The 24,915-nt window shown below is 45.8% G+C and carries 21 protein-coding genes; 5 read left to right on the forward strand and 16 right to left on the reverse strand.

Annotated features, from left to right (window positions below; translation table 11 throughout):
- Positions 1 to 21: 21 nt before the first annotated feature.
- From L0M98_RS11270 to rpsO, 3 genes are all read right to left on the reverse strand, one after another.
- A complete protein-coding gene (locus tag L0M98_RS11270) occupies positions 22 to 1,122 on the reverse strand; it encodes a PdxA family dehydrogenase (RefSeq protein ID WP_227215939.1) in 1,101 nt (366 codons plus the stop codon).
- 211 nt (positions 1,123 to 1,333) lie between these two features.
- Positions 1,334 to 3,571 (reverse strand): polyribonucleotide nucleotidyltransferase, encoded by a 2,238-nt coding sequence (gene pnp / locus L0M98_RS11275; protein WP_227215940.1) that lies wholly within the window; start codon positions 3,569 to 3,571, stop codon positions 1,334 to 1,336.
- Positions 3,572 to 3,692: 121 nt separating this feature from the next.
- Positions 3,693 to 3,962 (reverse strand): 30S ribosomal protein S15, encoded by a 270-nt coding sequence (rpsO, locus tag L0M98_RS11280; RefSeq protein WP_099293740.1) that lies wholly within the window; start codon positions 3,960 to 3,962, stop codon positions 3,693 to 3,695.
- Between the two features lie 117 nt (positions 3,963 to 4,079).
- Here rpsO and L0M98_RS11285 point away from each other — a divergent pair, with 117 nt between their 5' ends.
- From L0M98_RS11285 to L0M98_RS11295, 3 genes are all read left to right on the forward strand, one after another.
- Entirely contained in the window at positions 4,080 to 4,784 is a 705-nt protein-coding gene (locus L0M98_RS11285; RefSeq protein WP_227215941.1) for a DUF1573 domain-containing protein, read from the forward strand.
- A 36-nt stretch (positions 4,785 to 4,820) separates the two neighbouring features.
- The gene (locus L0M98_RS11290) at positions 4,821 to 7,301 is read left to right on the forward strand and encodes an endonuclease MutS2 (RefSeq protein WP_227215942.1); all 2,481 of its coding nucleotides are present in this window, start codon (positions 4,821 to 4,823) and stop codon (positions 7,299 to 7,301) included.
- A gap of 645 nt (positions 7,302 to 7,946) precedes the next feature.
- On the forward strand, positions 7,947 to 9,236 hold the full coding sequence (locus tag L0M98_RS11295) for an arginine deiminase (protein WP_227215943.1): 1,290 nt from the start codon (positions 7,947 to 7,949) through the stop codon (positions 9,234 to 9,236).
- Between the two features lie 34 nt (positions 9,237 to 9,270).
- On the opposite strand, the gene ubiE is transcribed toward L0M98_RS11295, so the two are convergent.
- From ubiE to L0M98_RS11315, 4 genes are all read right to left on the reverse strand, one after another.
- Positions 9,271 to 9,963, reverse strand: a complete 693-nt coding sequence (gene ubiE / locus L0M98_RS11300; RefSeq protein ID WP_227215944.1) for a bifunctional demethylmenaquinone methyltransferase/2-methoxy-6-polyprenyl-1,4-benzoquinol methylase UbiE — start codon at positions 9,961 to 9,963, stop codon at positions 9,271 to 9,273.
- Between the two features lie 179 nt (positions 9,964 to 10,142).
- Positions 10,143 to 11,186 (reverse strand): DUF2776 family protein, encoded by a 1,044-nt coding sequence (locus L0M98_RS11305; protein ID WP_099293754.1) that lies wholly within the window; start codon positions 11,184 to 11,186, stop codon positions 10,143 to 10,145.
- A gap of 83 nt (positions 11,187 to 11,269) precedes the next feature.
- Positions 11,270 to 12,259 (reverse strand): GTPase ObgE, encoded by a 990-nt coding sequence (obgE, locus tag L0M98_RS11310; protein WP_099293756.1) that lies wholly within the window; start codon positions 12,257 to 12,259, stop codon positions 11,270 to 11,272.
- An 87-nt stretch (positions 12,260 to 12,346) separates the two neighbouring features.
- Entirely contained in the window at positions 12,347 to 12,886 is a 540-nt protein-coding gene (locus L0M98_RS11315) for a phosphoribosyltransferase (protein WP_227215945.1), read from the reverse strand.
- 103 nt (positions 12,887 to 12,989) lie between these two features.
- Here L0M98_RS11315 and purE point away from each other — a divergent pair, with 103 nt between their 5' ends.
- Together purE and L0M98_RS11325 are read left to right on the forward strand one after the other, a co-directional pair.
- Complete coding sequence (gene purE, locus L0M98_RS11320; protein ID WP_099293760.1) at positions 12,990 to 13,496, forward strand: 5-(carboxyamino)imidazole ribonucleotide mutase; 507 nt, start codon at positions 12,990 to 12,992, stop codon at positions 13,494 to 13,496.
- 251 nt (positions 13,497 to 13,747) lie between these two features.
- Positions 13,748 to 15,805 carry a helix-hairpin-helix domain-containing protein gene (locus L0M98_RS11325; RefSeq protein WP_227215946.1) on the forward strand — a complete coding sequence of 686 codons (2,058 nt, stop codon included), beginning with the start codon at positions 13,748 to 13,750 and terminating at the stop codon, positions 15,803 to 15,805.
- A gap of 10 nt (positions 15,806 to 15,815) precedes the next feature.
- On the opposite strand, the gene hisIE is transcribed toward L0M98_RS11325, so the two are convergent.
- The 9 genes from hisIE to L0M98_RS11370 all read right to left on the reverse strand — a co-directional run bounded on the left by hisIE (position 15,816) and on the right by L0M98_RS11370 (position 24,611).
- The gene (gene hisIE / locus L0M98_RS11330) at positions 15,816 to 16,421 is read right to left on the reverse strand and encodes a bifunctional phosphoribosyl-AMP cyclohydrolase/phosphoribosyl-ATP diphosphatase HisIE (protein ID WP_227215947.1); all 606 of its coding nucleotides are present in this window, start codon (positions 16,419 to 16,421) and stop codon (positions 15,816 to 15,818) included.
- A gap of 14 nt (positions 16,422 to 16,435) precedes the next feature.
- A complete protein-coding gene (gene hisF, locus L0M98_RS11335; RefSeq protein ID WP_227215948.1) occupies positions 16,436 to 17,191 on the reverse strand; it encodes an imidazole glycerol phosphate synthase subunit HisF in 756 nt (251 codons plus the stop codon).
- 106 nt (positions 17,192 to 17,297) lie between these two features.
- Positions 17,298 to 17,996 (reverse strand): 1-(5-phosphoribosyl)-5-[(5-phosphoribosylamino)methylideneamino]imidazole-4-carboxamide isomerase, encoded by a 699-nt coding sequence (hisA, locus tag L0M98_RS11340; protein WP_227215949.1) that lies wholly within the window; start codon positions 17,994 to 17,996, stop codon positions 17,298 to 17,300.
- A 5-nt stretch (positions 17,997 to 18,001) separates the two neighbouring features.
- Entirely contained in the window at positions 18,002 to 18,586 is a 585-nt protein-coding gene (hisH, locus tag L0M98_RS11345; RefSeq protein WP_227215950.1) for an imidazole glycerol phosphate synthase subunit HisH, read from the reverse strand.
- 34 nt (positions 18,587 to 18,620) lie between these two features.
- Complete coding sequence (gene hisB, locus L0M98_RS11350) at positions 18,621 to 19,721, reverse strand: bifunctional histidinol-phosphatase/imidazoleglycerol-phosphate dehydratase HisB (protein WP_227215951.1); 1,101 nt, start codon at positions 19,719 to 19,721, stop codon at positions 18,621 to 18,623.
- Positions 19,722 to 19,729: 8 nt separating this feature from the next.
- Positions 19,730 to 20,767 carry a histidinol-phosphate transaminase gene (gene hisC / locus L0M98_RS11355; protein ID WP_237961695.1) on the reverse strand — a complete coding sequence of 346 codons (1,038 nt, stop codon included), beginning with the start codon at positions 20,765 to 20,767 and terminating at the stop codon, positions 19,730 to 19,732.
- A 120-nt stretch (positions 20,768 to 20,887) separates the two neighbouring features.
- Positions 20,888 to 22,168: a histidinol dehydrogenase gene (gene hisD / locus L0M98_RS11360; protein ID WP_227215953.1), complete on the reverse strand. Its 1,281-nt coding sequence runs from the start codon at positions 22,166 to 22,168 to the stop codon at positions 20,888 to 20,890.
- Between the two features lie 18 nt (positions 22,169 to 22,186).
- Entirely contained in the window at positions 22,187 to 23,044 is an 858-nt protein-coding gene (gene hisG / locus L0M98_RS11365; RefSeq protein ID WP_227215954.1) for an ATP phosphoribosyltransferase, read from the reverse strand.
- A 286-nt stretch (positions 23,045 to 23,330) separates the two neighbouring features.
- Entirely contained in the window at positions 23,331 to 24,611 is a 1,281-nt protein-coding gene (locus tag L0M98_RS11370) for a DUF4925 domain-containing protein (RefSeq protein ID WP_227215955.1), read from the reverse strand.
- Positions 24,612 to 24,915 lie beyond the last annotated feature (304 nt).

Below are 24,915 nucleotides of genomic sequence, written 5' to 3' on the forward strand. Positions count from 1 at the left end.
AATTGCGGCTTTTTTCATGCTCTAATCATCAAGCTCAACCTTAACTCCTTCAATCTGTTCAACATTCAAATCGCTCTCGTTACTATTCGACGCAATATCATAATGCGGAAGAGGATTTTTCTGTAACTCAATATTCTGTTCCCGGTGTACAAACACATCCATTGCCAGATAAAGAGCGTTACGCATTCCTTGCTCATCACCTATATTCTGTCCTACGATATCATAACCGGGCTCCGTCAAGGAGGTAGAACAAATCACGGGAAGTCCGGCTACATAACAAGCGGCACTTTCTTCATCTATTGCCTTAAACGCTGCCACTCCTTGATCGTAATACATTGCGAGAACGGCATCAAACTTCTCGTACATCTTCTCGGAGAAGAACCTATCGGCGGAGAATGGGCCTATTGCCATGATTCCCTCTTGCCGAGCCTGCTCGATAGCCGGCACGATAACATCTATCTCTTCATCACCATTCTGTCCGCAGTTCACTTGAGGATTCAAACCCAACACGGCAATTTTAGGTTTTGATATCGTGAAATCAATTCTCAATGTATCATCCAACAACATCAATTTTTTCAAGATATTCTTCCGTGTAATCTGGTGAGGTACATCACGTAATTTTGAATATTCCGTCACGAATCCCATTTTCATCTTCTCGCTCACGAAAAGTGACATAGCCTCGGAAGTATTATAACGTTTTGACAAATATTCTGCCAAAGAATTTGCCTCTTCCTTTAGAAAACTTTCCGGTCCTTGAGGAGCCAACGTCAACACGTCAATCTCGTTACGCTCCAACTGATCCAGAGCGTATTTTAAAGCAATCATCGAGGCTTGATCCGAATCAGGAGTCTCCTTACCTAAATCCACTTTCACGTTGTCATCCACACAATTGATAATATTAGATCTTTTCCCGTTCGCCTCTCTAGGTTCCCGAATCGTGTTCAAATTAAAATTCTCCACGTTTAATACCTTCCGGTAGTAGGCAGCCACTTTGGGCGACCCGTATAGAATAGGAACACACAACTCACAAATCCGGTTCTCTGCCAACAGTTTTATGATCAATTCATAAGATATTCCGTTTACATCTCCATGCGTGATACCTACATTTAATCTATTTTCCATATTATACAATATTTCATTTGCACAAAGATAATGAAATAGTTCATAAAGTTTATAAGGTTCATAAAGTTTATAAAGTATAACTCCCTAACGTAGGCTTTACCTACGGCAGCAGAACTGCCGATAAACTTTGCCCGAAGGATACCCGTTACTTTATGAACCTTAAAAACCTTATAAACTTTAAAAACGAAAGGGGCGTTAAGCCCCTTTCTATCTATTCTCTATCTCTTCTTTCCGGTCTCGGACCTCTGTCATGGCGAGGACCTCTATCCTGTCTTGGGCCGCGGTCTTGACGCTCTCCGCGATCCTGACGATCACCACGGGGACGATCGTTTTGTTGCTCCATCCCTTCAGGTTTCGGAAGTAACACTTTCCGAGAAAGTTTGAACTTACCGGTTTTAGGATCTATATCGATCAATTTCACGCGAACCTTATCACCTTCTTTCAAGGCATCTTCCACTTTTTCAATACGTTTGTGATCGATTTCAGAAACGTGCAGCAATCCGTCTTTACCGGGCATGAATTCAACGAAAGCACCGAATGCAGTGATCGTTTTCACGACACCTTCATAAACTTCCCCAACCTCCGGCTTGCTAGCGATAGCTTTGATACGGGCAACCGCGATCTCGATAGCCTCGGCGTTGCTGGCAGAAATATCCACGATACCTTGATTACCCACTTCCTCGATAACGATAACGGCACCGGATTTCTCTTGAATATCTTGAATAATCTTTCCACCGGGACCAATGATAGCACCGATCTGGTCTTTATCCACCGTGAGAGTCACCATACGCGGAGCGTGCGGTTTCAACTCCGGACGAGGCTCAGGTAAGGTTTCTTTGATAATATTCATGATATGCAAACGTCCCTGTTTTGCTTGCTCCAAAGCTTTCTCCAAAATCTCGTAAGGAAGTCCGTCAACCTTGATATCCATCTGGGTAGCGGTGATTCCATCCACGGTTCCGGTTACCTTGAAGTCCATATCCCCCAAGTGATCCTCGTCACCCAAGATATCCGACAACACGGCATATTTTTCATTATCGGTAATCAATCCCATTGCGATACCCGTTACCGGTTTCTTGATTGGAATACCGGCATCCATCAATGCCAATGTTCCGGCACACACGGTAGCCATGGAAGACGAACCGTTAGATTCCAAAATATCCGAAACGATACGCACGGAGTAAGGATAACCATCCGGCAACATACGCTTCAACGCGCGGTGAGCCAAATTCCCATGACCTATTTCACGACGTCCCACACCACGAGAAGCCTTTGCCTCACCCGTGGAGAACGGCGGGAAATTATAGTGCAACAAGAATTTTTCTTTTCCTTGTTCCGTGGCCTCATCAATAATCTTTTCATCGAGTTTGGTTCCCAAAGTAACGGTAGCCAATGCCTGTGTTTCACCGCGAGTAAAGATAGATGACCCGTGAGGTCCGGGTAGAGGACCTGCCTCACACCAGATAGGACGAATCTGCTCGGTAGTACGACCGTCCAGACGCAATCCCTCGTCCAAAATCATTCTACGTACAGCTTCTTTCTCCACGTCATGATAATAACGACCGACAAGCATCTTCTTCTCCTCTCTTTCCTCTTCCGGAAGAGATTCCAAATACTCATCTTTCACTTGCGTGAACAATCTCTCGCGCAAATGTTTATCCGCGTTGCACTGGCGTGCCATAGCGTAAGCCTTATCATAGCATTTAGCCCAAATATCTTTACGAAGTTCCTCGTCATTCACTTCGTGACAGTAAACCCGTTTCTCTTTACCGACAGCCGCAGCCAATTCCTCTTGCACCCGACAATGCTCTTTTATTGCCTCATGAGCGAAGATAATAGCCTCCAGCATCTCTTTCTCGGACACCTCGTTCATCTCACCCTCCACCATCATAATATTCTCGTAAGTAGCGGCAACCATAATATCCAAATCAGCCGTCGCCAACTGGCTTCTGGTCGGGTTAATCACCAACTCGCCATCCACACGGGCTACACGAACTTCGGAAATCGGTCCGTGGAAAGGAATATCACTCACGGCAATAGCGGCAGATGCTGCCAATCCTGCCAAACAATCCGGCATCGTCTCGGCATCGCCCGAATACAATGTTACCTGCACGAAAGTCTCGGCATGGTAATCATCCGGGAACAAGGGACGCAACGCGCGGTCTATCAAGCGGGATACCAGAATCTCGTAATCGGAACTTCTTCCCTCCCTGCGAGTAAATCCTCCCGGGAAACGTCCCAGAGAAGCGAACTTTTCTTTATAATCCACGGACAAAGGCATAAAGTCCACGTCCGGACCTGCATCCTGTGCAGAAACAACCGTAGCCAGAAGCATCGTATCGCCCATCTTCAACATAACAGCCCCATCGGCTTGTTTGGCGAGCTTCCCGGTCTCTAGCGTAATTACCCTACCATCTTTCAGGGTAATGCTTTTTTCAATTACATTCATAGAAATAATAATACTGTTAAAATATAAAACATTTTAACGGAATTCTTTAAGATAAAAGGAGGAGGAGGGGAGGATTTTAATAAAAAGACGCTCCGGGTAACCCGGAGCGTCCGGTATGTAATTACTTACGTAAATTCAATGCTTTCACGATAGCACGATATCTCTCGATATCTTTCTTCTTCATGTAATCAAGCAACGCTCTACGTTTTCCAACCAATTTAATCAAAGATCTTTGAGTAGCGAAATCTTTGTGGTTTTTCTTTAAATGCTCGGTCAAATGAGCGATACGGTAGGAAAATAAAGCTACTTGTGACTCAACAGAGCCGGTATCTTTATTAGACTTCCCGTACTGTGAAAAAAGTTCTTCTTTCTTTTCTGATGTCAAATACATGATGTTCAGTTCTTTAAATTTAAAAATTATTTTAACGCTGCAAAGATACACTTTATTCCGACATCAAACAATCTTTTCCATCCCTTTTTGTATTTTTGTACTCAAAATTACAACGACATGAGCAGAAAAGGGAAAACACTAATATACTTCATCATGCTATTCATTCCGGCTCTCGCGTTCGGACAGAAAGCCAAGATCGCGTTCGAGAAAAACACGATCGACGCAGGTCTGGTACAGGAAACCGGAGGAAAAATCACGTATAACTTCAAATTCGTGAACAAGGGCAAAGCACCGTTACTAATAAAATACGTGGAAACGACTTGTGGATGTACTGTTCCAAAATGGAACCGCCGTCCGATCCTGCCACAGGACAGCGGAACCATCTCCGTGGTCTTCAACCCGAAAGACCGTCCCGGTACCTTCTCCAAGAAAATTATCGTGTACACCAATGGTAACCCGCCCAATCTTGTCTTAAAATTAAACGGAGAAGTCGTGGGCAAACCCGCAGACATAGATAAAGAATATCCCTTCACAGCGGGAGAGTTACGCGTCAACACGGACACCATCTCCATAAACCAATTAAAAACAAAACAACAAATCGTGAATATGATCAATACCGGCAAAAAAAATATATCCATTACATCCATCGTCAAACCCGACTACCTAGAAGTAGATTACACCCCCTTCACCATGGAGAAAGGAATGATCGGCAACCTCATCATCCGCTACACCGGAAACGAGAACACCGCGTTCTCTCCCGCCGATCGACTTGTAATCCAAACCAGTCAAGGCGAGAGCTTCAACTTCTCCCTTGTTTATTAATCATTTTCAATTTTGCATTTTCAATTTTCAATTAGTATGGTTTATCCTGAAAATTTCGAGACAAAAATAAAATTCGACAAAATAAGACAACTTATCAGCAACAACAGCCTGAGTGACATGGGACGTGAACTGGTAGACAATATCACGTTTTCATCCGACGCGGACTGGATTCGCACCTCACTCTCCGAAACGGCGGAATTTATACGCATCTGTCAGGAAGAAGAGAATTTCCCGGTATCTTATTATCACGATGCCCGTCCTTTTCTCGCTCGCGTAAGAGTCGAAGGGCTATTTCTGGAAGTAAACGAACTGGTAATACTAAAAAACTCGCTGGAATCATTGAACGCCATTACCCGTTTTTTCAACAACAAACAGGAACAATACCCTTCACTGGTCGCTCGTGCCGGGGACATACGTGTATTCCCGTATATATTGCAGCGTCTGGATTCCATCGTTTCCAAATTCGGCACGATAAAAGACTCCGCCTCCCCTGCCCTCGCAAATATCCGGCATAGTATCACAAAAAAACAATCCGGAATATCCCGCCGCATGCAAGCCTTATTGCAGAAAGCACAGGAAGAGGGCTGGGCAGACAAAGACACGAACATATCCATCCGTGACGGCAGAATGGTTATTCCCGTTCCCGCCGCCTACAAACGAAAAATAAACGGTATCGTGCATGATGAATCGACAACCGGAAAAACATCATATATCGAACCCACGGAAATCATCGAAACCAACAACGAGATCCGGGAGTTGCAGCTAGAAGAAAAACGGGAAATCACCCGTATCCTCCGCCAGTTCGCGGATGACATACGTCCCTATATCGACGACTTGATCCCGGCATACGATTTCATGGCTTTCGTGGACTTCGTTCGCTCGAAAGCACTTTTCGCCATTCGGGTAAACGCCATCGTACCCGTTTTCGAGAATCGTCCCGAGATGTTATGGTACAAGGCAAAACATCCCCTGTTATACCTTAGTTTAAAAGCCAACGGCAAGGAAGTCGTACCTCTGGATATCGAGCTCAACAAGGAACAACGTATCGTCCTAATCTCCGGCCCTAACGCCGGGGGTAAATCCGTTTGTTTGCAAACCGCCGGACTCTTGCAGTACATGTTCCAATGCGGCATTCCCGTACCCGTGGAAGAATCAAGTAAATTCGGGATATTCCGCAAGATACTTATTGACATGGGTGACGAACAATCACTCGAAAACGATTTGAGTACGTATAGCTCCCATCTGGTGAACATGAAAAATTTCGTGCGTTACGCGTCAGACGATACATTAATCCTAATCGACGAGTTCGGAACGGGCACGGAACCCATGCTGGGAGGAGCCATTGCCGAAGCAATACTGAACGCTTTGAACCAGAACCAAGTGAAAGGAGTTATCACTACCCACTACACTAACTTGAAGCACTTTGCCTCCTCTGCCCCGGGCATCGTGAACGGTGCCATGCTATACGATTCCCACCGGATGCTTCCCTTGTTCCAATTGGAAATCGGCAAACCGGGTTCCTCTTTCGCGTTCGAGATAGCCAAGAAGATAGGACTCCCGAAGGAGATTCTCGACGATGCCGCCGGCAAAATCGGGGAAGACAGGGTCAACTTCGACAAGCACTTGAAAGAAATTCTACGGGACAAACGGTACTGGGAAGAAAAACGGAAACGCATTCACGACAACGAAAAACGCCTTGAAGAAGTGCTGGAGCGTTACAAGAAAGAACTGGATGATGCTTCCAAATTAAGAAAAGAGATTATCAAAGAAGCGCAGGAAAAAGCAAAGGAAATCATATCCGGTGCGAACAGCACGATAGAGAGAACCATCCGGGAAATCAAGGAAAGCCAAGCAGAAAAAGAGCAAACGAAATTGGCAAAGGCTGCCTTTGAAGAAGAAAAACAACGCCTCCTCGCGGAAGAACAAGGCGAAGAAGAACGTCTTCAAAAGAAAATCGAGAAACTGAAGAACCGGGAAAAGAAACGTCAAGAACGGGGAAAACAACCGCAAACCGCCACGCCGGAACAAGAAACCCGAAAAACACTCGCACTCAATAAAGGAGATCTCGTGCAACTCGACAATAAAGCTATCGGCGAAATTATCGAAATCAATGATAAAAGCGCCGTGATTGCCCTAGGCGGACTGATGACAACCGTGAAAACGGAACGTCTAACAAAAGTATCCAACAGCGTGGCAAAAAAAATAGCACAAAGCAAGCCGCGGCAAAGCACCTCGTCCTATCTGGAAAACATCAGCCAGAAACGCATGGACTTCAAGCCGGAAATTGACGTCCGCGGATTGCGGGGGGACGAGGCTCTCATGAAAGTAGCCGAATTTATAGACTCGGCTGTCATGCTGAACATGAAAGACTTGCGTATCCTGCACGGGACGGGTACCGGTGCCCTTCGGCAGATTATCAGGGATTACTTGAGAACGAATCCCGTCGTCGGTCATTGCGGGGACGAACACGTGCAAATGGGAGGCTCAGGAATCACGGTTGTCAAACTGGATATCTGAAAAACACGCCAAAATAAAATAATGGACACGAGAGAACCAAATTTCTCTCGTGTTTAAGTCAAAATAAGTTAAATAATAAATATATTTGATATACGTGACTTATACTTGATTAATATCAACTCCCATTCAATTCCCATTCAACTCCCATTCATCCCCTATTATAAAGGTTGAATAATAGAATTTAAATTGAATTTGAATAAAATTTAATAATAGCAAAATACATGGTATAACTATAGTCTATTCTAGCCCGATAACTGAATTGGACAGAAATTCACCTCGAACAAGGAAGAAAAACTATTAAAATCAAATATGTATAAAATACTTGTTTTTCCAAATTAAATATCATATTTTTGTGTCGAATTAAGTGTGTAGCCTAGTTTTAAAAAATATTATGTATTGAATTCCTTTCGAAAAACCAAGTAGAAAGAGGTGTTCATACATTCAAGATATTTGAAAATGCAACCAGCTCGGAGAGGCCGGACAACTCTTCGGGTATACAGAAAGGGATACCGAGTGTATCCCTTTCTTCTTTTTTTCTCCCGCCGTGCATAATTATTTTCAACTTTTGCATAATTATAGTGGTGATTTATAAGGTTTATCATTCATTATATCGTATTTTTGTCATGTAATCAAAAAAACCAATTTATGTCTAAGATTGTTGAGGTAAATGTTCAATCCGAAATCGGAAAACTGAATGGAGTTATCCTCCATACACCAGGCGAGGAGGTAGAAAACATGACTCCTGAAAACGCTGAGAGAGCGCTCTACAGCGATATTTTAAATCTATCAATTGCACGAAAAGAATACAAACAGCTCAGTGAAGTCTTGGGTAAGATCACGAAAACTTATCAAGTAAGAGACTTACTAACTAACATTTTAAAGGACGATGCCATCAAGTTGGAAGTGCTCAACCGCATCGAAAAAATAGAACCTTTTATCGCGGAAGAAACACCCAAAGGTTCGATCAAGGATAAATTATTGGATGAAGATGCAGAAGATTTAGCCCGTTTACTCATCGAAGGGGTGGAAATGAAACGGGACACGTTGACCAAATTCCTGAATAAAGATTGGTATGACCTGCGTCCGTTGCATAATTTCTTCTTCACTCGCGATGCATCCATGAGCATGTACAACGAGGTACTCATCGGCCGCATGGCAAATGCAGTACGTGATCGTGAAGCCGTGATTATGCAGTCTATTTTTGATTTCACCCCCGGGTTCAAAACACGCACCCTTAATTTGAACACGACAAACGACCCCACCCGCAAATTAACAATCGAGGGAGGTGACGTTCTGATCGCTCGTGACGATATTTTAGTAATCGGTAACGGGGCACGTACCACCACTCGCGGTATCGATGCACTGATGTACAACTTCATCAACCGGAACGAAGATAAAGTACAACATATTCTGGTACAGGAATTACCCCATTCTCCGGAATCATTCATCCACTTGGATATGGTATTTACCTTCTTGGATAAAGACAAATGTATGGTTTACGAGCCCCTGATTATGAGCCCGGGCAACTACCAGACCGTGCATATCAAGATTCAACACGGCAAATTAATCAGTATCCGCAGGGAGAAAACCTTGTTACATGCGTTGAAAAAACTGGGAATAGACTTGGAGCCCGTGTATTGTGGCGGCGAGGACGAAACTTGGAACATGGAAAGAGAACAATGGCACAGTGGTGCAAACTTCTTCTGCGTGGCACCGGGTAAAGTCATCGGTTACGCTCGTAACAATTATACCGTGGAAGCCATGAGCAACGCCGGGTTCGAGATTATCCGCGCTTGTGACGTGATTAGCAATAAAGTAGATTTAAAGAACTACAACAAATACATGCTTACCATTGAAGGTTCGGAACTTCCCCGCGGAGGAGGAGGTGCCAGATGCATGACCATGCCGATCAACCGGGATGAAGTAGAGTGGTAAAGAAATGAAAAAAGCCTCCGAACGGAGGCTTTTTTCATTTCTCCCCGATATATAAACTGGCGATTCCGAACGTCAACCGTTGCTGAGAAACATTAGCATAACCGGAACGACGCATGATTTCCAAGAACTTCTCTCCTTGAGGGAAAGCGAATACCGAAGCCGGCAAATACTCGTAAGCCTTCCGGTTACCGGAAATAATCCCTCCCACGAAAGGCAGTATATTTCTGAAATAAAAATTGTATAGCTGTTTCATAGGAAATCTTTCGGGCGTGGAAAATTCTAAAATAACCACCTTTCCCCCGGGACGCAACACCCGGCACATTTCCGTCAACCCCTGCTCCAAGTGCTCGAAGTTACGTACGCCGAAAGCCACTGTCACGGCATCAAAAGTATTATTCCCGAACGAAAGATTCTCACTATCCCCGTACTGGAAATCGAGTTGGTCTGCCAGTCCCTTGTTTTTCGCTTTCTCACGGGCAACAACCAACATATTCTCGGATATATCCGCCCCAATCACACGCTTCACGCCATGCTTCAACGCCTCAATAGAAAAATCACCCGTACCGCAAGCGATATCCAACACCAACTCTTTCCGCCCGGCTCCTACCACTCTCATCGCTTTTCTCCGCCAACGTTTATCAATCCCCATAGATAACAAGTGGTTCAACAAATCATACTTGGGGGCAATCCCGTTGAACATCTCCTGTACCTTTTCTTTCTTTGCCATTATTTTTTCATTTATTTCAACGGCGAAAATAATCAATTTTTAGCTTCTAAAACAATAACCGCCTGTATAACTCAAAACAAAACATGTATAAAGTACACACGAAAAAATCGTGAGAACCCTTTGCAGAGAGTCCTCACGACACGAAATATAAACTCAAATCAAAACCTCCGAAAGTATAGTTATTTGCTCGATGTACCGCTTTCCAGAATACTGACAATCGAGAACAGGGAAAAGCATATCGCTCCCAAACCGATCAGTACACGCGAAGGTACAAAGAAAGCGTTATCCAGTGACGCCTCTTCAAAAAGGAAGGCTCCCAAGAAAAGAGCAAACAAAGCTGTCATGACCGGAATCAAAGGTATCCGGTTCGCCAATTTACATTCTTGACGCCACACCTTTGCCAATAAAAGAACCTTACTGGAAATACTGAAACAAACCAGCCCGAGGCCAATCAAGATAAAACCGGTAGTATTCACGGGAGCCGCTGCAGCCAACAACTCTACAATTCCCCCTACAATACAGATAGTCCCCATGAAAAATACCAGTCTAGGCCAATTTTTTCTATCTTTTTCTCCGTAATCATTCCTGATCTGACGGGAAATACTTGCAACCAAACCAATCAGACTCGTGCATATACAAGCCAAGCCCGCCATGACACTCCCGGCAACCAGATGATCGCCCTCGGAAGCCCCGGACAATAAAACGATAGCCCATACCCATGCCACCAAAGCCAGCACGATAGTGATTCCAATCAGCGTGGATTCCGTCGTCGCTGAAAAACCTGCCGGGTTAATTTTATCACTCGTCCCGTGGGAATTTCCCGGAATCAATGTAAACTTAGTCGATGAAGTCGCCGCCGTAGAGATACAACCGGCAATTAATGCCACCCCGCAAATCACGTGCCCCGGCACGAACATATTCTGCGGTTCCGCCATGTTCAACAAAGTGATCCCCCAAATCATAGTACCCAAGGCAAACAAATACCCCATGGCAGGCAACAAATACTTCACCACAGGATTATACGTGTGGATCAACTGACGAATGATCGTGGCAGCCGTGGCATAAAGGGCTAAACAAAGAACTCCTAATGAAAACACGACCGGCCCTGCCACCCAACGAGCTTCATCATTCCCGTAACCGAAAATATACCCCCCGAAAAAGAAGCAAATCAACGCCATCAATAAGGGAATTAAACGAAACAAAACACTAATACCGTAATTCATAAGCAATTCATTTTAATACCTATGCATATACGGCGATTAACATATTCGGTTAACCCGTTTCTTTGAAAATTATATTAAAAAACCTAATCATTCAGTACCTTCCACAACATATCTTTCAACTCCGTGATGCCGCTTCCCGTGACGGAAGAAATAAAAACGTAAGGAATATCCGGCAAGTCCTGTTCTATTTCCGCCATGAGTTCCCGGTCTATGAAATCGGACTTCGTGATTGCCAGCAATCTTCTTTTATCCAACAGTTCCGGATTAAATTGCTTCAACTCGTTCAGCAATATCCGGTACTCCTCGTGAATGTCCTTACTATCACACGGCACCATAAATAATAATACCGAATTTCGCTCGATATGACGCAAGAATCGCAATCCCAACCCCTTACCAAGGTGAGCCCCCTCAATGATACCGGGGATATCCGCCATAACAAAAGAACGATTATCCCGGTAATTCACGATTCCCAAGTTCGGTACCAACGTTGTAAAAGGATAATTGGCAATCTCCGGTTTCGCTGCCGACACCACGGACAACAAGGTTGATTTTCCGGCATTCGGGAATCCCACCAATCCCACGTCGGCAAGTACTTTCAACTCCATAATCACGGTACGCTCCACGCGCGGTTCCCCGGGTTGCGCGTAACGAGGTGTCTGATTCGTGGCAGAGCGGAAATTCCAGTTTCCAAGACCACCACGTCCTCCGCGAACGGCAATAGCCGTTTCACCGTCCCGGGTAATCTCACAAACCGTTTCACCCGTGTCGGCATCCCGAGCCACTGTCCCGAGAGGCACGTCCACGATTACATCTTCCCCGTCCGCCCCTGTACACAAATTACCGCTTCCACTCTCCCCGTCGCCCGCGAACACGTGACGTTGGAATTTCAAGTGAATCAATGTCCAATAATTACGATTCCCACGCAAAATCACGTGACCGCCGCGTCCTCCATTTCCCCCGTCAGGCCCGCCTTTAGCGGAACGCTTATCCCGGTGCAAATGCATGGAACCCGGTCCACCGGCTCCGCTACGACAGAAAATTTTCACGTAATCGACAAAGTTCGTTGATGCCATCCTTTTTTATTTTAGATTTATGATTTATGATTTTAGATTCCAAATTAAAAATGACATCATTCACTCGTCATTTTCAATTTTCAATTTTCAACTTTCAATTGTATACAAGTCCGGTAGATTCCGTCCCAACCCATCGTAATCCAAACCTCGCCCGACCACAAAATCGTTCCCCAAGGCAATGCACGTGTAATCAAGAGTCAAGTCATACCTCAAAGCCCCCGGCTTATAAAACATAGCCGCGATCTTCACTTGTTTCGGGTTCCTCTCCTCCAACATACGCTTCAAGTATACCATAGACTCTCCCGAATCTACCATATCTTCCAAAATCACGACAGTACGTCCGGCAATATCTTCTTTCAAACCTATCAAGTTCTGCACGTTTCCGGAAGAAGCAAGCCCGTCATACGAGGCAATCTTCACGAAACTGATTTCTGTCCCTTCCACCGTGATTTTCTTCAGCAAATCGGACACGAACATAAAAGCCCCGTTCAGAACACCAATAAACAAGGGAGATTCCCCCGCCAAATCCTTATTCATTTGTCGGGCAACCCGGTCTATCGCCTGCTCAATCTCCTCTGCCCCGATCAATAACCGGAAATCCCGATCATGCAGTCTGATTGTTTTCATATCACAAATATTTCTCCCGAATGACTGTTTTCCGTCTTCGGACTCGTTTTTTTATTTAACTTTGCGCAAAAGTACAACTTTGAATTTAAAATCCGGTAAAAATATGGATCCAAAAGTAAGTATTATCATGGGTAGCACTTCTGATCTACCCGTTATGGAAAAAGCCGCGAAAGTATTGAATGACTTTTGCATACCTTTCGAAATCAATGCTCTTTCCGCTCACCGCACGCCGGCAGAAGTGGAAGCCTTCGCCAAAGGCGCTCGCGAACGGGGCATCGAAGTTATCATCGCCGGAGCCGGAATGGCAGCACACCTGCCGGGTGTTATCGCCGCCATGACTCCCGTCCCCGTTATCGGAGTACCCATCAATGCCTCCCTCGACGGTATGGACGCCCTCTTGGCTATCGCCCAAATGCCCCCGGGCATCCCTGTCGCCACCACAGCCATCAACGGAGCCATGAACGCCGGAATATTGGCAGCACAGATTCTTGCCGTGGGTGACAATGCATTAAAAGCGAAAATCGTTGATTTCAAAGAATCCTTGAAAAAGAAAATCGTTGACGCCAACAATGAACTGGCAAAAGTAAAATACGATTACAAGACGAATTAAGGAGGTGTGTTTTACACACCTCTAGTCTATAAAAGACGAACCTTCGGTTCACAAATACTCTTGACTTTATGACATGATGGACTTTATAGACCTTACAGACCAGAGGATGTGTTTTGCCACATCCTCTTATTAATCGTACTTGATAAAATTCACATTTTCCCCATTTTTATAAGTTATAACTTATAAATTTCATATCTTTGGATATGCGGCTCCAAAGCCGTCTTTCATACCAATAACCTAAACTTCCAAAGATGTATAGAGCAGTACTTTTCTGTATATTTCTATTCATGCTCCCTGCCATTCTTCACTCGCAGGAAATCACGGATATAGAGAAATTATTGCAAGACAATGACGTGGAAGCTTCCGAATCTTATTATGAAGATATCGTGGCAACCCTTTTGAATCTATCCACAAACCCTATAAATATTAATTCCGCATCTTTCGATAGCCTGAAAATGCTCTTTTTCCTGTCAGATGCACAAATTGACAATTTACTGGAATTTCGGGAAAAGCATGGTGCTTTCATGCACCCGAACGAGATTCTATTGGTTACAGGTTTCGGCACTAGAGATTTAGAAAATATCAAACCCTTTATCCGCATCGGGGATTACACTCCCGGTACAACCCGCCTTCCCCGATTGCACCACGAGATACTGGCTCGCGTCAAAACCACACGCCCACAACAAGCCGGTTACAAGCAATACAGCCGAGATGCATTCATTTATGAAAAAGATTACCTCACCAAAAAAAGAAACCGTTTCCAAGGTCCGCCCGTAAGCACCTTGTTAAAATACAAAGCTACCGCCGGAAACCGCTGGCAAGGGGGTATCACCCTCGAAAACGACGCGGGAGAGAATTATTTCACGAAAAACCAGAAAACCGGATTCGACTTTCTCTCCGCCCACCTCTGCTACACGCCCGGTAATACCATTCAAAAAATATGCGTCGGAGATTATAAAATACAATGGGGACAAGGATTAATCGCGTGGGGCGGATTCTCTACCGGCAAATCATCCGCTTCACTGAGTAACGAAAAATCAGGAAACGGCATCATGCCCTACTTCTCCACCGACGAGAATCGCTTTCTCCGGGGTGGCGCCATCAGCCTACAACCTTTTCGGGATATGACAACAGAAATATTCATCTCCTACAAAAAGACCGACGGCAACCCGCTCGCCACGGATACCCTCACCCCGGAAGCCTTACGCACAGCCACACTCTATCAAACAGGTTATCACCGCAACGCACTGGAATCAGAGAAGAAACACACGCTGAAAGAATTTACGACCGGACTCTCCGCCCGCTTGAATCACCGCTACTTTCGAGCGGGGATACAAATTCTATATTACAATTTCACCCCCGCTCTCGCCATCGGGAAATCCACTTACCAGCAATACAACGACCGGGGACGCCATCGCACCCTCATCAGCATCGACTATAAAACGGGAGCCCGCCACTGCTTTCTATTCGGGGAAATCGCCCGCGGCGACAATGGCTCATGGGCAACCATCAACGGATTGCGTTACACGGGTTTCCGCCCCGCGGCACTAAGCGTCATTTATCGCCGATACGATAAAGACTTCCGCTCCCATTATAACAGCGGATTCGCCGAATACTCGAATACCTCCAACGAAGAAGGCATATACGCGGGACTGGAATGTACACCTTTCCGCGACTTGAAACTTAACGCGTACTACGACCATTTCCGTTTCTTCGCACCCCGTTATCAAGCAACACTCCCCGGTTCCGGAAACGAGGTCTCGGGTGAAGTCACCTACTCCCGTCCCCGCTGGGAATGTAGCCTGCGTTTCAAACACGAGGGGAAACCGGAAGACTACAAAGCAGAAAAAATCATCTCCGTCACTCGCGTAAAACAAGAATACAGACTCCAATTCTCCTACATCCCCAGTGAATGCCTGAAACTACAAAGCCGTGCCACCTATGTCCGCTACGCGAAACAAGAGAAAAAAGAGTCCGGTTTTCTCGTTTATCAAGACATTGCCTATACTTCCCGCGAAGAAAACGTTAAAGCCCAGTTTCGTTTGGCATACTTTGATACAGACAGCTACAATGCCCGCGTATACGCCTACGAACATAACGTACTTTACGGGTATTCTTTCCCGGCATACCAAGAACGGGGCGTACGTTCCTACTTGAATCTGAATTGGAAACCCGTCCGCCGCATCACGCTATACCTCAAAGCCGGCGTAATCTATTATCCGGACAAAACGATTATCAGCTCCTCTTTGACACAAGTGGACGACAACAAATTATTCGATTTTACTTTCCAAGTTCGAGTCAGAATATAACAAACTGGACTCACACCCCTGTATGTCTTCCCCTCAACACCCGTTCCACATCTTCCAACCCGTACCCCTTGGCAATCAGCAATACAATATAGTGATACATCAAATCCGCCGCCTCATTCAAGAACAATTCTTCGTTGTCATCCTTCGCTTCAATCACCAGTTCAACGGCTTCCTCGCCCACTTTCTGAGCGACTTTATTAATACCCTTGCCTATCAATCGTGCCGTGTACGATACCTCCGGGGAATCATTTTTACGTTTTCGCAAATATTGTTGCAAATAATGCAGAAAATCACTCTCCCGGTTAACCTCGCCCCAACACGTGTCGCTCCCCGTGTGACAAGTAGGTCCGGCAGGTATCGCTTTCACCAACAACGAGTCATTATCACAATCAGCGAGAATCTCTTTCACGTGCAAAAAATTACCGCTCTTCTCCCCCTTCGTCCACAAGCGTTGACGGGAACGACTGAAAAAACACACTTTACCCGAATCCAACGTTTTCGCGACAGACTCCGCGTTCATGTACCCTTGCATCAATACTACCCGGGTTTCGGCATCTTGCACGATTGCCGGAATCAACCCGTTTACATCAAATTTCAATTTTTCCAATGCTATCATCTCTCTTTTCATTTTTAACGTACAACAATTCCTTTCTCTTTCAAATAACACTTCAACTCCGGTATCCCGACCTGTCCGAAATGGAATACCCCTGCCGCCAGCACGGCATCCGCCCGCCCACGAACAAACGCGTCATAAAAATCCTCCATACACCCCGCTCCCCCGGATGCGATAACCGGAACCCGCACCATTTCACCCAGTCGAGCCACTGCATCGCAGGCAAAACCTTGATGTGTCCCGTCATGGTCCATCGAAGTGAACAAAATCTCACCCGCACCTCTCTCCTCTACCTCCCGTGCCCACGAGAAAAGCTCCCGTTCCGTCACCAAACGACCGCCATGACTATAAACCTGCCAACCATCCGCCCCTTGTTTCGCGTCAATCGCCACCACCACACACTGTCGCCCGAATGCCTCCGACAACCGATTAATTAAACCGGGCTCAGCCAACACACTCGAATTTACAGACACCTTATCCGCACCTTTCCGCAACAACACCTCGATATCTTTTTCCGATGATATTCCTCCCCCCACGGTAAAAGGAATATTCACCGCACGAGCCACTCGTTCCACCCATTCCGCCATCGTCTTCCTCTTGTCACAACTCGCCGTTATATCCAAAAACACCAATTCATCCGCCCCCTCTTTCGAATAACGCTCAGCCAGTTCCACGATGTCCCCCGCGTCCCGTAAATTCTCGAAATTCACCCCTTTTACCGTTCTCCCGTCTTTTACATCCAGACAGGGAATTATTCTCTTTGCTAAAAACATACCAATTTATGATTTACGATTTAAGATTTATGATTTAAGATTCACGATTTATGATTTTTCCCACGAACTAATAATCGTAAATCGTAATTCATAAATCATAAATTAATTAGATTTTCCCTTCATACAACGCTTTCCCCACTATGACCTCTGTCACTCCCACACCTGCCAGCGCCTTCACGTCTTCTTTTGAACTCACTCCCCCGGAAGCAATCACCGTCAATTCCGGGAAACGAGTCACCAACTCCCGGTACAAAGGCAATGCCACGCCCGCCAACATCCCGTCCCGCTCTATATCCGTGCACATCAAATATTTCAACATGGGACGGTACCATTCTACCAATTCAAATACCGTTGTTTCCGTTCCGCGTTTCCACCCGTTGATATACACCTGCTCCCCGCGGACATCCGCACCTACAATCACCCGCTCCCGCCCGTACCGTTCCAACCACAGCGTAGTTTTCCGTCTATCTTGTTGTGCCATACTCCCCAAGCAAACAAATGAAGCCCCGGCATCAAACACCCGGCAAATATCATCCTCCCCTTTTATCCCACCACTAAAATCCACCCGCAAACGTGTATGCTTACATATTCTTTCCAGCACATCGACATTCACGACACGAGAAGCCGCCGCCCCGTCCAAATCCACGAGATGCAACCTCTCCATTCCCGCCGCTTCAAAACGTCGTGCAGCCTCCAACGGGTCATCATGATAAACCTTACTCCTGTCATAATCTCCCTGCATCAAGCGCACACACTTCCCCCCGATAATATCTATCGCCGGAATAATCGTTATCTCCTTTTCCATATCACTCACCATTTTAAAAAGTTCTCAAGTATTCGTGCCCCCGTTTCAGCAGACTTCTCCGGATGAAATTGACATCCCCAGAAATTATCCTTCCGGATAGCGGCACTAAATTCCCGCTGATAATCACACGCCGCAATCGTATTTTCACACACGGGTACATAATAGGAATGCACGAAATAAACCCTCTCACCTTCGTTCACTCCCGCAAACAACGGACTCCCCAACTCCCGAATCCCGTTCCATCCCATGTGCGGCACCTTGCTCTCGTACCCGAATTTCCGCACCCGTACAGGAAAAATACCCAACCCGTCCGTGTTCCCCTCGTCCGAAGCCTCACACATCAATTGCATCCCCAAACATATCCCCAGCACCGGTACCCGCAATGATGATATTACCGTATCCAGTCCACCCTCTTTCAATTGCCGCATCGCGGCAGCAGCCTGCCCCACCCCCGGGAATATAACCTTATCCGCCGCCCGTATCACTTCCGCATCGGCACTACACGCTACCTCATATCCCAACCGCCGCACCGCCGTTTCCACCGAGAATAAATTTCCCGCACCGTATTCTATGATAACAACCTTTTCCATTTATGGTTTAAGATTTATGATTTAAGATTTATGATTAAAATATTACCTTTTTCGTCGACGGCACCTCTCCCCCGTCCTTCTGTTCCACCGCCACACGCAAGCAACGCCCGAAAGCCTTAAAAATAGCCTCAATCGTGTGATGTGTATTCTCTCCCTTCGCCGTCACATGCAGATTACACTTTGCCGTCTGACAAAAGGAAGCGAAAAAGTGTTTGGTCATCTCTGTCGGGAAATCCCCCACGTACTCCCGGGTAAACGTCGCGTTCCATTCCAACCAACCCCGTCCCCCGAAATCAAGCAACACCTCCGCTTTCGCCTCATCCATAGGTAAAGCAAAACCGTACCGCCCAATCCCCTTCTTACTCCCCAACGCCTCGGCAAAGCAACTCCCCAGCACGATAGCCGTATCCTCTATCGTGTGATGTTCATCGACCTGCAAGTCCCCCTTCACGGCAACAACCAAATCAATTCCCCCGTGGCGTGCAACCTGTTCCAACATATGGTCGAAAAAAGCCAATCCCGTACGTACGTCCCCTTCTCCCAAACCATTCAGGTCAAGCGCGACCTTCACATCCGTTTCCGCGGTCTTTCTTTCTTTTACTGCCCGGCGACTGCCTTTTTTCAAAAAACGGACAATCCTTCCCCAAGAACCAGTACACAAAGCCACGGGTACCCCCTCCGAGACCTCCTCGCCCAAATAAATTCCCCGTATTCCCATGTTTTTCGCTAACTGCATATCCGTCACCCTATCCCCTATCACGTAAGAATACTCTCTATCCAATCCATCCCCCAAATACTTCTCCACCATGCCAATTCCCGGTTTCCGACGAGGGGAAGCGTCTTCCGGCATACTCTCGTCAATAAGAATCTCGTCAAACACCACGCCTTCACCCGCCAACGTCCGTACCATAAATTCATGAGGCGGCAAAAAAGCCTCCATCGGGAAACGCTCCGTCCCCAAGCCGTCTTGGTTACTCACCATAACCAACCGATAATCCGTATCCCTCGCCAACTCCCGCAAAGCCCCGATAACTCCCGGCACAAATTCCAATTTCGCCATACTATCCACTTGAAAATCACCGGACGGTTCTTTGATAATCGTTCCATCCCTATCTATAAACAAAATCTTCTTCATAAACCACGTCATCTAAAATCCTTTAATACCCGAATCAATAAATCATTCTCCTCCCTCGTCCCAATCGTGACGCGCAAGCCCCCCTCCAACCGGGGCGGAATATGCCGTACCCGGACAACCAGCCCGTGAGCCAACAAATAATCATACACTTCCCGATAACGAGGCGTACACGCGAGCAAGAAATTCGCCTCCGAATCATACACCCGCTCAAAACACGCCATACCCCGCAATGCCACCAACACCCGTTCCCTCTCTCGTTTGATTTCCTCGACTCTCTCTCGAAACAAATCCACGTTCTTCAACGCCTCCAACGCCATTCGTTGCGTCACCGAACCGATATTATAAGGCGGCTTTACCTTATTCAGATACTTCACCAATCCCGGTTCCGCCATACATATCCCTACACGCAATCCCGCCAATCCCCACGCTTTCGACAACGTCTGCAATACCACGACATTCGGACACTCCCCCCGTAAACTTGTTGCCGACGGCACATCCGCGAAGTCGATATACGCCTCATCGACCACGACCAACCCGTCAAACCGTGACGCAACCCGCCGAATCTCATCCAAGGGAATGACATTCCCCACCGGATTATTCGGGGTACAAAAGAAAATAATCTTTGTCCGCTCATCCACCCGCTCAAAAATACGCTCCCATTCCGGCATAAAACTATCGTCCAGCACCAAGTTCCGCACCTCCGTGCCATTTACCCGGGCGCTCACCTCGTACATCGAATACCCCGGAGAAAACACGATTATATTATCCCGTCCCGGTACACAAACCGTCCGTATCAACATATCAATCAACTCGTCACTCCCGTTACCCAACACCAACCGTGACACATCCACCCCCTTCAACCGGGCAACCTGCCGTTTCAGTTCCCGCTGATACGGGTCCGGATAACGGTTATATTCCGACGCGAACGGATTCTCATTCGCGTCCAACAACACCGCCCCCGCTCCCTCGAACTCCCCGCGGGCACAAGAATACGCCTCCAGTTCCCGTATATTCTCTCTTACCAAATTCTCAAACTCCATTTTCATGTTTGTTTATAAAGTTTATAATGTTCGTAAAGTTTATAAAGTATTCCGGCAGCCTCGCTGCCGAGAACAAAGTCCCCATACAGCCCATAAACCTCATAAATCTTATGAACTTTATGAACCTTACAAACTTTCAACTCGAACCCTTACCGCATTCCCGTGCGCCGTCAAATTCTCGTTATCAGCCATAATCTCTATCGTCTTCCCCAGATAAGCCAATCCCTCCGGACGAATCTCTTGAAAACTAATCTTCTTCATAAAAGAATCTACCCCGACACCACTATACGCCCGTGCATACCCGTTCGTCGGCAACGTGTGATTCGTCCCCGAAGCATAATCCCCCGCGCTCTCCGTCGAATAATTTCCCAAGAAAACAGAACCGGCATTCCGTATCCGCGGAACCCACGCCATGTAATCCTCCACGCACAACATCAAGTGTTCCGGGGCATAAAGATTCGCCATCTCCACGCACTCCTCCCGACTGTTCAACACCACGTACTTCGAACATTTCAACGCCATCTCCGCTATCGCCTTGCGAGGCAATCTATCCAATTGCTCCCGCAACTCTCTTTCCACCTCTTCCACCAACCTCTCCACGCAAGTGACAAGCACCACCTGACTATCCGGACCGTGTTCCGCCTGCGATAACAAATCTGCCGCCACAAAACGGGGACAGGCAGTTCCATCCGCCACAATCATCAATTCCGACGGACCAGCCGGCATATCAATCGCTACCCCGTAACGCCCGACCATTTGTTTAGCCGCCGTCACGAAACGATTGCCCGGTCCGAAAATCTTATCTACTCGGGGTATCGTTCCCGTCCCCAACGTCAAAGCGGCAATCGCCTGAATCCCCCCAACTTTATACACCCGACTCACGCCACACAGCTTCGCCGTCCACAAAATCACCGGATTCACCCGTCCATCCTGTCCCGGCGGCGTACAAATCACAACCTCCCGACATCCGGCAATACGCGCAGGTATAGCCAACATCAACACGGTCGAAAACAACGGCGCACTTCCTCCCGGCACATACAACCCCACGCGTTCAATCGCTCTCGCCTCCTGCCAACAACGGAAACCATTCGCATTCACGTATTCATTAATACCCGGCAACTGCACCTCGTGAAACCGTTCTATATTCTCCTTCGCCACACCGATAGCCTCTTTCAAATCTGCGGCTACCTCCCGGTCAGCAGCTTCAAACTCTTCATTCGTTACCTCAAAATCAGCCATCTTCACCCTATCGAAATACCACGTGTACTTCTTCAACGCCTCATCCCCATCACGAGCCACCTCATCAAACACAGCCCGACACACCTTTTCCAAATCCTCGCCCTTATTTACCGGACGTTCCAATATCTTCGCCCAATCTTCTCTTTTCGGATATAATATCTTATTCATAACCTTATTACATTAATTTTACTCAATCATTTTTTCAATCGGCACCACCAGTATCCCCTCCGCTCCTGCGGCACGCAAAGCTCCTATCGACTCCCAAAACCGATTCTCGTTCACCACCGAATGAAGCGAGTACCACCCCTTCATCCTCAACGGCATCACGGTCGGACTTTTCACCCCCGGCAACACCCTGCAAATCTCTTCCAACTTATCCTCCGGAGCGTTCAACAAAATATACTTGTTACATTTCGCCGCCAACACCGCTTTAATCCGAAACATCAATTGCTCTAACAACATCCGTTTTCCCTCGTCCAAATTCGGGTTCGCCACCAAAACAGCAGTAGACTTGAATAACGTGTAAACCTCCGTCAATCCGTTTTTGAAAAGCGTACTCCCCGAACTCACGATATCACAAATCGCATCCGCCAACCCAATCCCCGGCGCAATCTCCACCGACCCTGTAATCACGTGAGCCTCTGCCTGTATGTTATTCTGCTGTAAAAAATCATTCAATGTATTCGGGTACGATGTCGCGATCTTCTTCCCCTGCAACCACTCCAATCCCGTAAACTCCTCCGACTTCGGAATCGCTATCGACACCCGACACCCGGAAAAGCCCAAATCCAACAACTTCAATACATTCGCCCGTTTCTCTATTATCGTGTTCTCCCCGATAATCGCCACGTCAACCACCCCATCCTCCACGTAATGAGGAATATCCGAATTTCGCAAATAAAGCACCTCCAACGGGAAATTGGAGGCCTGTGCCATCAACTGCTCTTTCCCGTTATTAATAGAAATGCCACACTCTTTCAACAATTCGAGGGAATCCTCGTTCAAACGTCCTGACTTCTGAATCGCAACTTTCAATTTTACCATCTTTATTCGATTTTATCGTCGCACTGAATCCGGAAAGGCTATTTATGATATCGAAAAAAACAAAACGAGCCCGCCTGATTCAGGCGAGCTCGTTTATACTTTCTTTATCTCTAATTACAGCACAACAGCATCATCTCACCTGAAAACAGTGATGGCAATGATGATGCATATGATGTAACGTACTATTCATATTTTTGTCTTTTTCGTGCTGCAAATATAAGAACTAAAAATTATTATCCAAATCTCATGAATAAAATTTCCATGAAAATCATAAACACATCAGTAATTACTGAGCAATTAAATCTAATCCTAAAGCAAATTCAGTCGTACCAGTCCATGTTGCCGCCATCATCTCAACAAACGCTCCTAATGCTTCCATTTCCTTAGGAATTATCCCAGCAGCTGTTATAGCCTTCCATACTTCCTTCAAATCAGAAGTCATGACAGAATCTCCCCAATCATCCACTTCTCCTGAATCACGTACAGCCATGAAAGATTCTATAGAATCCTTATCCAAGTAAATGTACGTATGTTTATTTTCATTTTTTACATTCATGGGAATACCATTTTTAACCCAATCCAGCAAAATATTAATACTCTTATCCGTGATCTTACTCAAATCTATATTAACACCTTGTGCCAATTGCTTAATCGTTGCCGCATCTCCGTTTAAAACACCAGCAATAAGTGTATTTACAATAGAAGAATTCGTTGTCTCATCAGACATCGACTGAGCAATAATTGCCGGTACATCCAATTTAATATACATCTTACCATCCTTCTCAAACCAAAATGCTAGATTTTTCGGAGATCTTTTCCAACCGTCACTAGGAATCAACTCTTGAATCTGCTCAACCGTAGGTGCACCACCACCAAAAAAGATTTGCATTATCAAAGATTGATCAAACACAACATTAGGCTCCTCCATGTAATTAGCAACAATATTCCCATCATTTTCCAAGCCTATAGTTTCTACAACCTGCGGAAGAATAGCAGCTCCAACCACTCTCAATATTCCAGCAAGCATAAAACCATAATGGTCTTCTTCCTCACCTTCCCATTTAGTGTATAACGCTCCACTGTATGCCCAATTAGTTAATGGACTTCCCGCATATTCTGCAGGTCCACAAGTATATTCTCCCAACTTATAGTTTTTACTCCATCCTTTATCATCTGGCATCGTAACTGTCAAATTCAATGTCAATTCGCCCTTCTTCACAAAACCGTTATAGGCAATAGAACCTTGAACAGCACGTCCCAAAACGGTTGCACCATCAAATTTATACACGTCATTATCCTCGATCAATTGTATTCCATCAATTATTGTTTCTACTTGTCCCGGAATAACTTCCAACAAAGTTAATGTTGCAGTCTTACTATCTTTTGTATTAAACTTAACCTGTTTACCCACTAAAGCAGTACCACCATAAGTCATATTTAACATGGTTTCTCCCTCTCCAAAAGTAGTGTTCAAGTCCACAGGAGAAATCATAGGATCGTCATCATCACTACACCCAGAAAACAACACCATCCCTAAAATCAACAACCATAAAAACCGATTTTTCATACTTCATTAAATATTAATTAGACATCTTTTTATAACCAAACGTGCTATCAACAAACCTTCGTTTATTACGCCACGTAGCTATTTACCCAGCAAAAAACGTGCAATTTTAATCAGAAGTTACAAGTGATTTGCAATTTTAACACTTCAAGATTCACAAATGTTTAATTATCACCTCTTTAAAAATTTAAAAATTCAACAAATTATAGCCATATAGTGCCATACTTCTTTTTGATTTTACTTGAAAAATATTTATTCATACGCTATTAATAAACGAAGGTTTATTGATATTACACAAATTTGATTA

Source organism: Butyricimonas sp. DFI.6.44 (genome assembly GCF_022132345.1).
GTDB classification, from domain to species: domain Bacteria; phylum Bacteroidota; class Bacteroidia; order Bacteroidales; family Marinifilaceae; genus Butyricimonas; species Butyricimonas muris.

Coding starts and splice junctions, on each gene's coding strand:
- rpsO (WP_099293740.1), bottom strand. CDS start 3,962: ATGTATTTGACATCAGAAAAGAAAGAAGAACTTTTTTCACAGTACGGG.
- L0M98_RS11315 (WP_227215945.1), bottom strand. CDS start 12,886: ATGAAAACAATCAGACTGCATGATCGGGATTTCCGGTTATTGATCGGG.
- L0M98_RS11295 (WP_227215943.1), top strand. CDS start 7,947: ATGTCTAAGATTGTTGAGGTAAATGTTCAATCCGAAATCGGAAAACTG.
- L0M98_RS11290 (WP_227215942.1), top strand. CDS start 4,821: ATGGTTTATCCTGAAAATTTCGAGACAAAAATAAAATTCGACAAAATA.
- hisA (WP_227215949.1), bottom strand. CDS start 17,996: ATGGAAAAGGAGATAACGATTATTCCGGCGATAGATATTATCGGGGGG.
- hisD (WP_227215953.1), bottom strand. CDS start 22,168: ATGAATAAGATATTATATCCGAAAAGAGAAGATTGGGCGAAGATATTG.
- obgE (WP_099293756.1), bottom strand. CDS start 12,259: ATGGCATCAACGAACTTTGTCGATTACGTGAAAATTTTCTGTCGTAGC.
- hisF (WP_227215948.1), bottom strand. CDS start 17,191: ATGTTTTTAGCAAAGAGAATAATTCCCTGTCTGGATGTAAAAGACGGG.
- L0M98_RS11285 (WP_227215941.1), top strand. CDS start 4,080: ATGAGCAGAAAAGGGAAAACACTAATATACTTCATCATGCTATTCATT.
- hisG (WP_227215954.1), bottom strand. CDS start 23,044: ATGGTAAAATTGAAAGTTGCGATTCAGAAGTCAGGACGTTTGAACGAG.
- L0M98_RS11370 (WP_227215955.1), bottom strand. CDS start 24,611: ATGAAAAATCGGTTTTTATGGTTGTTGATTTTAGGGATGGTGTTGTTT.
- hisB (WP_227215951.1), bottom strand. CDS start 19,721: ATGAAGAAGATTTTGTTTATAGATAGGGATGGAACGATTATCAAAGAA.
- hisIE (WP_227215947.1), bottom strand. CDS start 16,421: ATGATAGCATTGGAAAAATTGAAATTTGATGTAAACGGGTTGATTCCG.
- hisH (WP_227215950.1), bottom strand. CDS start 18,586: ATGGAAAAGGTTGTTATCATAGAATACGGTGCGGGAAATTTATTCTCG.
- ubiE (WP_227215944.1), bottom strand. CDS start 9,963: ATGGCAAAGAAAGAAAAGGTACAGGAGATGTTCAACGGGATTGCCCCC.
- L0M98_RS11270 (WP_227215939.1), bottom strand. CDS start 1,122: ATGGAAAATAGATTAAATGTAGGTATCACGCATGGAGATGTAAACGGA.
- pnp (WP_227215940.1), bottom strand. CDS start 3,571: ATGAATGTAATTGAAAAAAGCATTACCCTGAAAGATGGTAGGGTAATT.
- hisC (WP_237961695.1), bottom strand. CDS start 20,767: ATGAAAATGGAGTTTGAGAATTTGGTAAGAGAGAATATACGGGAACTG.
- L0M98_RS11325 (WP_227215946.1), top strand. CDS start 13,748: ATGTATAGAGCAGTACTTTTCTGTATATTTCTATTCATGCTCCCTGCC.
- L0M98_RS11305 (WP_099293754.1), bottom strand. CDS start 11,186: ATGAATTACGGTATTAGTGTTTTGTTTCGTTTAATTCCCTTATTGATG.
- purE (WP_099293760.1), top strand. CDS start 12,990: ATGGATCCAAAAGTAAGTATTATCATGGGTAGCACTTCTGATCTACCC.